Source organism: Nevskia soli DSM 19509, assembly GCF_000711955.1.
Classification (GTDB): domain Bacteria; phylum Pseudomonadota; class Gammaproteobacteria; order Nevskiales; family Nevskiaceae; genus Nevskia; species Nevskia soli.
This window is the reverse complement of record NZ_JONR01000072.1, coordinates 1-9858: the sequence shown is the minus strand read 5'-3', so window position 1 is coordinate 9858 and position 9858 is coordinate 1. Positions and strand designations below refer to the sequence as shown.

Below are 9858 nucleotides of genomic sequence, written 5' to 3'. Positions count from 1 at the left end.
CACTTCGCTTTGCCGGCGACAACGGTCAGCGCGTTGTATCGCCGGCGCTGGCAAATTGAAATCTTTTTCCGATGGATCAAGCAGCATCTGCGCATAAAAGCTTTCTACGGCACCTCGACCAATGCCGTGAAGACCCAATTGTGGATTGCCGTGTCGATTTATGTGCTGATTGCCATCGTACGCAAACGGCTAGGACTCAATGCTTCACTTTACGAATTGTTACAGGTGTTGAGTCTCACGCTGTTCGAGAAAACCACGTTGCAATGCGTCTTGGCACAGGCCAACGACTCACTCAACAACAACCCCGCTGCCAACCAATTGAATCTATTGGGCGATTAACCGGACGCTACTGGGGAGAACACAAAACGTGATTTACGCCATCGCGAGCGCACTTCACTCAGGTCAAAAGGGACTAAGCTTTAGGAAGCTGCACCGCATACTGGCGTGAGCTTATGTGGACCAAGTTATAGGGAAACCTACGATGCCGCAGTACGTAAATTCTGAGGCCGATTTCAATAGAACGGTGGCCTTGGGTACGACCTACGAAACGATTGAGCTCGAATTCAAGAGCTCCATCGATGGCTTCGGACGCGGTGTGCCGTCGGACGCCAAAACTGAGGGTCAACTAGAACTCTGCCGCGACATAAGCCAATTCGCAAATACCAATGGTGGATGCCTCCTCATCGGCGTCGAAGAGGATATTCGGCGAGTGGCTAGCGGGATCAAACCGGTGCTTGACGCTGCTAGTCTTACTCAATGGATTGATCAAGCCGTCGCACAATACTTGACACCATCGACGTTCACCTATCGCATCGAGAAAGTAACCCTACCTCAAGGGATTATTCTGGCGATCAACATCCCCCCGAATCGCAACCTCGTGGCTCTCTGGAACCGAGCAGACCATCACATCGAATATTTGCGTCGCAACAACCACGGCAAAGAGTGCATGAACCCTGGGGAGGCGGAGCGTCACATCATGAACGGATCTCGTGCAGCACGACTGGCATTGGAAGCGGCTTCGCACGCCGTACAATCCAAACACGTAGAACTGGTGGACGGTCTTTGGCAACCGAACCAGTTTGAACCATCCCCACGCCGTATTCATATGGGGAATCCGCAACCTGATGTGAAACTGGGGGCTTTGAACGAGGGCAGCTTCGAGCTTGAGATTCACCCTCGAACAGGCGGCATCGTATTGCCAGTCGCCCTTCCTTATGGGGTTATTCGTGAAGCATGGGCAACAACTGGTGGAAAGATCGGGCTAATCCTAGACGTTCTGCTAGTCGTCCCCTGGCAGACCACCGAGCAATATGTTCTGGTCGAAACGATCCGGGGCAACACCTAAATACACATAAAAAATGAAACAGGCCCTGGCTCACTTCATTCTGCCTACCCGCTTTTTATGCAAAGTACCAAACCGCTGAACGACACTCGCGACGGGGGAGTTGGTTGAAATGGCGCAAAACACTTTTCAAAGTGAAATCAGACACAGTGAAGTTCAGCAGCTGTTGGAGAAAGCAGCCAAGCAAAGCTACGGAAAATATCTTCAGAAGTTGAATATAACCAAGCTTCGAGGACTTGAAAAACAACTGATTTCTTTTGAGTTCCCTGTAACCGCGTTGATTGCTCCAAATGGAGGGGGCAAGACGACAATCCTTGGAGCCGCAGCTTGTGCTTACAAATCGGTTAAGCCCCGTCAGTTTTTTGCAAAGAGCGGGAAGCTCGATGACAGCATGCAGAATTGGCGTTTCGAGTGCGAGCTTGTAGATCGAGGGATTAATCCAAAAGAGTCATTTCGAAGGACAGTGAGCTTTCTCAATACAAAGTGGTCTCGCGATCAGATTGAGCGAGACGTTGTAGTTTTTGGAGTTGCTCGAACTGTTCCAGCGAATGAAAGAGCGGAACTACGTAAGTGCGCCACTGCAGCGTTTGAAGTCAAACCAGAATCCGTAGTTAAACTCACCGAACCCGTTGCAACTGCAGTGCAGCGCATTCTAGGCAAGAGTGTTGCGAATTACACACATATGCAGATTGATACACGGGGACGAGTCACTTTATTGTCAGGCCAGACCGAACTAGGAGTGTCTTACTCAGAGTTCCATTTCGGTGCGGGCGAATCGAGCATCATTCGAATGATTATGAGAATCGAAAGTCTTCAAGACAATTCGCTGATCCTTATTGAAGAAATCGAAAACGGATTGCATCCAGTTGCCACAATTCGAATGGTCGAATACCTAATAGATGTTGCCCTTCGAAAAAGCGCACAAGCCATATTTACGACTCACTCAAACGATGCGCTTCGCCCTTTGCCAGACAAAGCAATTTGGGCATCCGTTAGGAACCGGATTTTTCAGGGGAAGCTAAGTATCGAGTCGTTAAGAGCAATAACAGGCGAAATTGATGCGGCATTGGCGGTCTTTACAGAAGACGAGTTTAGCGCGGCCTGGATGCAAACCATTGTCCGGCATGCAGGATTGCAGATTGAATTGATAGAAGTACACGGCATGGCTGGCGATGGCATCGCGGTAGAAGTTAATAAGCATCACAATATGGACCCAACGCGAAAGTTTCCTTCACTTTGCTTTATTGATGGGGATTCACGACAGCTTGAGAACAGCAAAGAGAACGTATTCCGGTTACCGGGCCAAAGTCCGGAGCAATTTATATTTAATGCCGTAAAAGATCGCTTGAGCAATTGCAAAGGTCGACTCGCCGTTGCCCTTCACCGGAAATATGAAGATGAAGATCTAGTGGAAAAGGTAATCACTGAAGTCAGTCAAACAAATAGAGATTCACACTTATTGTATTCACAGGTCGGAAAGCGATTGGGCTTGATTCCGTCGACTACGGTTAGAGACGGCTTCCTGAGTATTTGGGTACAAGAATATCCGGACGCCGCACGATTGATACTCACACCGATTCAGGAGGCTCTGAGCCCCGTCAAGATCAACGCAGAGGGCGTTGTCGAGAATAGAAAGCCTGAACCTCCAACTAAAATGCAAGATGATCTGTTTGGGCAATAACCTAGTCAAAAGATTAAAGGGGCCTGGCTCAGATATTCATAAATCAGCCAGGCCCCTTTTTGTTTTGATTTACCGCATTAGCTATCTGCATCAGACATTCCAGTTTGCATTCGTTGCGCAATTGCCTTGTTAACCAGTCCTTCGACAATGTCTGACATGTTATGCAACCGTATTTTTTGCATAAATCGCACCGGCCCTAAAGAAAGAAAAAGCTTCCCAAATGCTTCATCCGCAAAGCTACTAGAAAGAATCGGAACATCGACAAAATCAATCCAGACGACTCCGCTGCACATCTTTGCCAGATTTAGCAGTTTATTTTGCACGGGTTTTCCCGAAACCCTGCTTCCGAATGACAGGCTTTCTTCTGTTAGTTTGAAATGGATATCGCCTGCTGCATTGGCGGTATATTTCGTTTCGACAAAATCGACCGGAGCATACTTTATGCCTTTAAAACGAAGTGCTTCCTCTAGCAATTTTGGGTCAGAGAAATCCACGGTTGCTACCACCAATGTTCCACTATAGGGAACAGTTTGATTCTGAATATGCAACCCCTTGTTCGGATCAAACTTTAAGCGCGCATAGCCGGAATCCACCAGAAAATCCCCCATGGATTTGCTACATATTTGAAAGCTCCCAAACAAGCCATTTCCTTGGCCTACCGACGGATCTCGGGTCACTCCTTCTCTGATCGCTCGGTCGAGAGCTTCACCATCAGTTTGAATCTCCGGGTGGCCACCCCGCAGAGAGGTTGGAATTCCAACCCCCGCGTCAGCAACTACAAACTGAACTCTTTTCTTGAACTTCACAAATGTAGAAACCTGTACCAGTCCGCCGATCTTTGATTCTGAATGGACCAAGACATTGTCCGTGATTTCATTCACGGCCCACTCGAAAGCTGCAAAGTCGGCCCTCTCAAGCTCTGGAATTGCCCCGAGTATTACGTTAACAATACGGTTAACAGCCGATTGTTGCTCTGTCGGGTTCCGATATTGAGTTGCCGGAACGCGAGTGTGCCCTTTGAATGTCGACGGAGGGAACTGATGTGGATCAATAAAATATCCCCAGTTTGTATTTTTAAACAAATTGCCGAGGAGTTGACTCGTTGGAGCGATAAGACGAAATGAGATGCCGCCTTCTCTGTAAGCCGATACTTGTGCACAGACTGACAGCATTGAGTTTTGATAGGCTATCGTACAGTGCTGTAAATCCAACAGGACATCCTGATAGCCAAGCTTCTGAACAATTATGTGAATATAAGCAAGAAGGCGATGCAAATCGTGGAGTTCTCCACTCACGATAATTCGATTGTCTACTCGCTCGATAGATCCGCTCATCACTCCTCCCTAATTTATTTTTGTATCGTGACGGTCCTCAAAAATGCCATTCGCATCGAAGAGGGCTTGCGCTCGGATATTTATAAATCGCGAGTAATACGGGACAGACTACAATTAAATTCAGCGCTTCGGACAATGCAGCTTCCAAAGCCGCTCCTCCACCTCCCGCAGCCGTCCCCGATACCAATTCCCCAACGGCTCCTGATACCCGGCACGCATTGCCGCCTCGATGTTTTGCCCTTCCTGAAGCAGCGAAGCGCACTCCCCCGAATTGTCCGACTCCGCCTGACCCTGATAGGCGACTTGCTGCTGCGGCTTTGGCTTGAGCGTTCCATACGCTGGCAGCACCCCGGTGTCCCAACCCTTCTGCCGGCCGAAATCGGCGAATCGGGTACAGGCGGATTGCTGTAGCGCGGGATATTCACCGTCGCGGTTCATATTGGCGGCGGCGTAGCAATTACGGCGCATGGCATTCCAGATGTCGGAGTCCATCTGTGCCGGGGAAGCGGAGGCTAGGTAGTAGATCTTGTCCTTGGTGCGGACGTAGTTTTCCGTTGGAGCAGAAGGCCGCGCCGCGAGACTAATTGGCGGAGCAATAGTGACAGATTGTGGTGCACGGCTTACGGGCGACCGGGCAGCCTGTTCTGGCTGGGAAGTAGCGGCGGGGGCGCCGCTTTCGGCATAGCGGGCAAGCCCATAGAGGGAGGCGCCCACAATCGCGGTGGCGATGAGGCCGTAGCCAAGCGTTTCGACCATGCGATTCATAACCTCCCCCGAGGCTATGTAGCGTGTGCTGTGACGCAATCCTTTGCTTGGAATATACGGCTTGCCTAGATCATGCGCATGGTACTGCGTTGTATGCAAGGGCCGAAGTTGGGCGCTTTGTGATCTGGGTCCCACTACGGCATGGTAAACGGCGGGCTTCGGCTACCTCATGCGCAACAGGTATCAGAAAATCAGGTGCACAGCTGCACAAGTTAGCGATTGGTTATCTGTGATCGCCAACTATCGATTCGTCCCATTTTTTCTCTTGTGAATGTACATTGGGAGCAGCCCCTTAATGAATAAGAAAATCGAAGTAAGGACCGACCAAACATTTGGTATTAACGGGCTTCTTTCAGGTCTTCCAGTGCAAGCCAATTGGGACTGCAACGTACTGAGAACTATGCTGACAATTGGCTATCTTACTGCCCCTCCGAGGTACAGAGGATTTAACCTATCAACTTTCTGGGCGTGGATTAGATACGCGGCAGCAATCTCCACCCGAAATCCTAATCTTGGATTACGCAGAGTTTGGTCTGAGATCGATCCACATCAGAAGACCATTCTTGCCGATGACTTTGGCATTGGGTTTCCCTGTCAATATCTCATCGACTACCATGGCTTTGAAGATTTTGCCGACACCAGTTTTCTACTGGAGACATTACTAGCGGGAGTTGTCTCTCACGCCAATAGGGCTCGGCGTGGCCCCTCCAAAACGCCCGACTATATTGCAGTCGATTCAAAGGGACATTTACATATTCTCGAGTGTAAAGGCACTCAGACATCACGGGCCTATTTGATGGAGGCCCTAGAGAAGGGAATCGCTCAAAAGAATAACCTGTCGAATGGAACGATATTTAGATCTTGTATGGTAGGGGGTCTTTACGTTCCTCAATGGAATAGCGAGGAATCAGCCGAACTCGTCTTTATTGATCCAGAGCTAAACGAAGATCTTAAAGAATTAAGCAAAATTGATTCTGCAACAATTGCTCGAGCCATCAGACGACAATCATTTTCAAAAGCTCTAGCTGCCGCAGGCCTATGGAGTACGGCCACCGCCATTTATGAAGGCAGAACCAATCCCGACAACATCGATTTCGTGCGTAAGCTGGATACTGGTGAAGTGCTATTCGCTGGCTTCGACAAAAGTAGCTCCGATAAATGGAATAGAACTATCGAATATCGTTCTCTCGAAACAGACACCAAGTTTGGAGAGGGAGAGGAAGCATTTAAATCTCGTCTGTCAATCACGCTCACGAATGAGCTGATTGAATTTCTCAAAGAGACTACTTCGAGTAATGGAATCCTACCCGCAACAGAGGTAGATAGTTGGATTGAAAAGCGCGTTTTGGCAACTCGCAATCTACATCAGCGCGAATTACTCGTCCGTGAAAGTGGCAATAAAAGTTATACAACTCGGAGGAGCACGGTTTCAAGCACTTGGAACGAGACCACTTCCGCTCCCGATGCAAGCACTCAATTTGCAGCCGTGACAACGTTTGCTGGTATTCAATTTGCTTTGGATAGAACTGCATTTATTTGATGGTACTAGCAGCAAGCGGGCGCAATGCACTTCGCTTATTGCGCCCTACCGGCTACCCCTCGAGTGTCATATTCAGCGTCAGCTACCGACGATGAGCCGCGATACAATTTGAGCTTCGCTTACAAGTTCGATCGTTGGATTGCGCCACCGGCATTGGCTTAGGGTAATAGGGTAGGGTAAGGGTAATAGGGGACGACTGTCCCCTATTACTTGTTTTATGTATTAGGCTCATGAATGTCCGCGTCCTTGCAAACACGAAATCTTCTCTGCCGCAGATCAGCTTCGGGCATTGCTCGGAATAGGTTGTGTTGCCTACCCCCGATAACTCATTGGACGATAAGAGGCGTGCGTTCATGAATCTGAAACTAGTTGCAATAACTATTTTTGCGGCGCTCTTCTGGAATGCCGCCTCAGCCGATTTAAAAAGAATCCAACGGACGGAAGCCCTTCGTATTGCCCAGGCCGCGGCTGAATCAAAAGGCTACAAAGCCGCCGACCTCAGCGCGCCACGCATACAAAGTTACACTGAAGCGCAGGATGTTATATGGGAGGTTAAGTGGGACCTGAAGTTAGGTGTACGCAGAACATTCAGTGTATTGGTGCACTCCGCAACAAAACATGCTGACGTGTATCCGCTTGGGTTCTTTTTGTATGCCTGGCGCCCAGGAAATTTCAAAATCGATGCTCCACAAGAGATTATGCCTTTCGTGGAAAGTAACTCAACACCGATCGAGCTTGAAAGCAATGATTTTAATGGGGATGGGCGGTCAGATTATTTGCTGGTCGTCGAAGATGACGCAGGGCGGCGCGCACTGCTGATATTAATTCGACAGAGCACGGGCACGCTGATTCTGGCGGGAAGAAACGAAAAAATAATTGAGTGCTCCGCTTGTGGAGGCACTGAACCCGATGCGTTCGATGGCATCGATGCCAGATATAAGTCGTTTGTAATTTACAACTCTAGCGGAGACGCCACCTCCCATTTGTCCCATTCGTACTCGTTTCGCTATTCGAAAAGAGACGAAACATGGGAACTTGTTGCTGTAGACGAAGACGGGGCTAGATACACCCCGCCCACTGACTTCGGTTTAATAAAGTTCGACGAGTTTGACGGCAACTATTTGGGTAGAGGCACCCGTTAGAGCATTTTTGATTTAACAATCAACATTTGGAAGAAAGGATAATAAGGGACAGACCACGATTGCTATCGGATAGCGATCAATATCGTAGTCTGTTCCCTATTCCTCCGGCACCACTGGGGTCTGATCAAGTCCATCGTGCAACGGCACGGCGCTGTTGATCCTGATGGAACCCTTCAAGGGTGGGGACAGCGCATCGCAGTACTGCTCGAAATCAAACGCATACTGGCCCTGGCTGGCACTCCCCGATGGAGGCGCCACCTGGATGATGGAGAAACTTCCGGAGGTATCGCCGCAGCCGCGCCCAAGCCCATCAACATCCATGAGGGGGCTGGTGCCCAGGTAGTTTCTGCTGCCGGTATAAGTGCCCGGCACAAAGGTGGTGCCGGTCGTGGGGGCGAACGCCAGCCGCCATGCGGAGGTATCCACCGTGATTTGCAGGCCGCCGCCGTAGCCGGTGACGGCGAAAGTATGGTCTGCCTCGGTGAAGTAGTAGCGCTGCCCCTGCCCCACTTGTTCGCCGGAGGCGCTGTCAAGGTAGATTCTGGTCTGCGGGTCTTGCGGATTGTGGACGGTCACGGTGACTTGATCGGTATCCTGCAGGCCCAGCGGGCCGGTGACGGTCAGGCGGAAGGTCAACGGCACGCCGGATGCGCTCGCCGGCACTGCCGGCGCTGTGAATGTGGGGTTGGGCGCGGTGGCGGCGGACAAGCTGACAACTGGGACTGCGATCTGCTTCCAGGCGTAGCTCAGCATGCTGGCGGGCGGCTGCGCGCCGTCATTTGCGGATGACTCCACTCCATCGAGCCGAACGGTCCAGCCCTGGTCGACGATCTGGGGGCGGCCCGCAATGGCGTAGGGGCCGAACTTGGGGACCGGCCGCAGGGAGTTGATGCGTATGGCGCCGAACAACGGCGCGCTGCTGGCGCAGGGCTCGAAAAAGTCGATGGCAAGGTTGAGGACGGTGTTGTCCGGAAGGATGGTGGCCTCCAGCACGTCGAACCAGGCGCCATCCGCATAGGCGCAGCCCTGGCCCGCCGCGGGCTCCACGTCCATGAAGGCCAGCTTGGGGTTTACATAGAAGCCGCCATTGATGCTTCGCGCATACTTGCCAGGCTTGAGCGTCTGACCGTTGAACCCTGCGAAGTCCAGGTAGTAGAGGCGGGTTGCAGCGCCCTTCGGCGCAGACTGCAATTTGATCGATACCGTACCGGCCCCGCCATTGAAGGTGGAAGCGCTGATCTTTGCCCCGCCGAGCCCGTCAATGAAGGTCTGCTTCGCGGGAAAGACGATGTTTCCGCCCGCCCCGTCCAGATAGATCGTGGCGAGGGCCTGAGCCGGACTCGCGGCGATCAGGAACGCGAAGGCAAGGAGCAAACGCCAAGCGGCAGTATTCATGTGCATGTCTTTTTCCCCTTATGCCCGGCACGCTTGAAGCACAACACTTTTTCTATCAAATCAGACCTGCCCATCGCTGCCACGCTACCGAGTGTGGAAACAGCGAACACCTGTCCGTACCGAAATCATCCATGCACCATCTTTCGTCCATTTTCCACGGACAATCAGAAAGTGTGGAGCATCAGGGATTCTGACGCGGGACTGTTCGGTACTTTTGTGACCGGGTTCTCACTTCGCAAAATGCTTTGCGTAGCGGCCAAGTGAAAGCGCGCAAGAATATATGCACTTTGCCGGCCAAAAGAATAAGGCGGCCACTTCATTTACTTTTATTGAGCCTTGCATAAATAGTTGAAACTATTTTTGCTGTTTGTGGTCTGCCGCTGTGGTAGCTTGGAGGGCACCAATGGCAGAGCCTCAGAAAGCATCGGATTTACAGCGACGGCGACTCAAGGCTGGTCGTCTGTTGCAGCAGGGTGTGCACCAATCGGAAGTCGCCCGGCGCGTGGGCGTCAGCCCTGAGGCGGTGCGCAAATGGCGGCTGAAGCTGGAGGCTGAAGGTCCGGGGGCGCTCAAAGATGGTCGCCGCGGCCGTCCGGCGGGATTGGATCAGGCGCAGCGCCGTGAATTGGTCAAAGCCCTCAAGGTCGGGGCGGTCATGC

Annotated in this window: 9 protein-coding genes; 6 read left to right on the top strand and 3 right to left on the bottom strand. The window is 51.3% G+C overall.

What is annotated here, in order from left to right:
• The 3 genes from BP26_RS0122170 to BP26_RS28950 all read left to right on the top strand — a co-directional run.
• The coding region (locus BP26_RS0122170; protein WP_245611872.1) for a transposase at nucleotides 1–339 on the top strand (339 nt) is incomplete at its 5' end.
• A gap of 142 nt (nucleotides 340–481) precedes the next feature.
• A complete protein-coding gene (locus tag BP26_RS0122165; RefSeq protein ID WP_029922743.1) occupies nucleotides 482–1345 on the top strand; it encodes an AlbA family DNA-binding domain-containing protein in 864 nt (287 codons plus the stop codon).
• Between the two features lie 109 nt (nucleotides 1346–1454).
• The gene (locus BP26_RS28950) at nucleotides 1455–3023 is read left to right on the top strand and encodes an ATP-dependent nuclease (RefSeq protein ID WP_084183334.1); all 1569 of its coding nucleotides are present in this window, start codon (nucleotides 1455–1457) and stop codon (nucleotides 3021–3023) included.
• A gap of 77 nt (nucleotides 3024–3100) precedes the next feature.
• On the opposite strand, the gene BP26_RS28945 is transcribed toward BP26_RS28950, so the two are convergent.
• Nucleotides 3101–4357, bottom strand: coding sequence for an STAS-like domain-containing protein (locus BP26_RS28945; protein WP_084183333.1), 1257 nt, complete (start codon nucleotides 4355–4357; stop codon nucleotides 3101–3103).
• Nucleotides 4358–4477: 120 nt separating this feature from the next.
• Nucleotides 4478–5122 (bottom strand): hypothetical protein, encoded by a 645-nt coding sequence (locus BP26_RS0122160; protein WP_157572701.1) that lies wholly within the window; start codon nucleotides 5120–5122, stop codon nucleotides 4478–4480.
• Nucleotides 5123–5417: 295 nt separating this feature from the next.
• On the opposite strand from BP26_RS0122160, the gene BP26_RS29810 reads away from it, so the two are divergent.
• Together BP26_RS29810 and BP26_RS29805 are read left to right on the top strand one after the other, a co-directional pair.
• A complete protein-coding gene (locus BP26_RS29810) occupies nucleotides 5418–6662 on the top strand; it encodes a hypothetical protein (protein WP_157572700.1) in 1245 nt (414 codons plus the stop codon).
• A gap of 353 nt (nucleotides 6663–7015) precedes the next feature.
• Entirely contained in the window at nucleotides 7016–7804 is a 789-nt protein-coding gene (locus BP26_RS29805) for a hypothetical protein (protein WP_157572699.1), read from the top strand.
• 96 nt (nucleotides 7805–7900) lie between these two features.
• On the opposite strand, the gene BP26_RS0122155 is transcribed toward BP26_RS29805, so the two are convergent.
• A complete protein-coding gene (locus BP26_RS0122155) occupies nucleotides 7901–9199 on the bottom strand; it encodes a PKD domain-containing protein (protein ID WP_157572698.1) in 1299 nt (432 codons plus the stop codon).
• A 403-nt stretch (nucleotides 9200–9602) separates the two neighbouring features.
• Here BP26_RS0122155 and BP26_RS28940 point away from each other — a divergent pair.
• Nucleotides 9603–9858, top strand: a 256-nt coding sequence (locus BP26_RS28940; RefSeq protein ID WP_157572697.1) for a helix-turn-helix domain-containing protein, incomplete at its 3' end; no start/stop codon positions are given.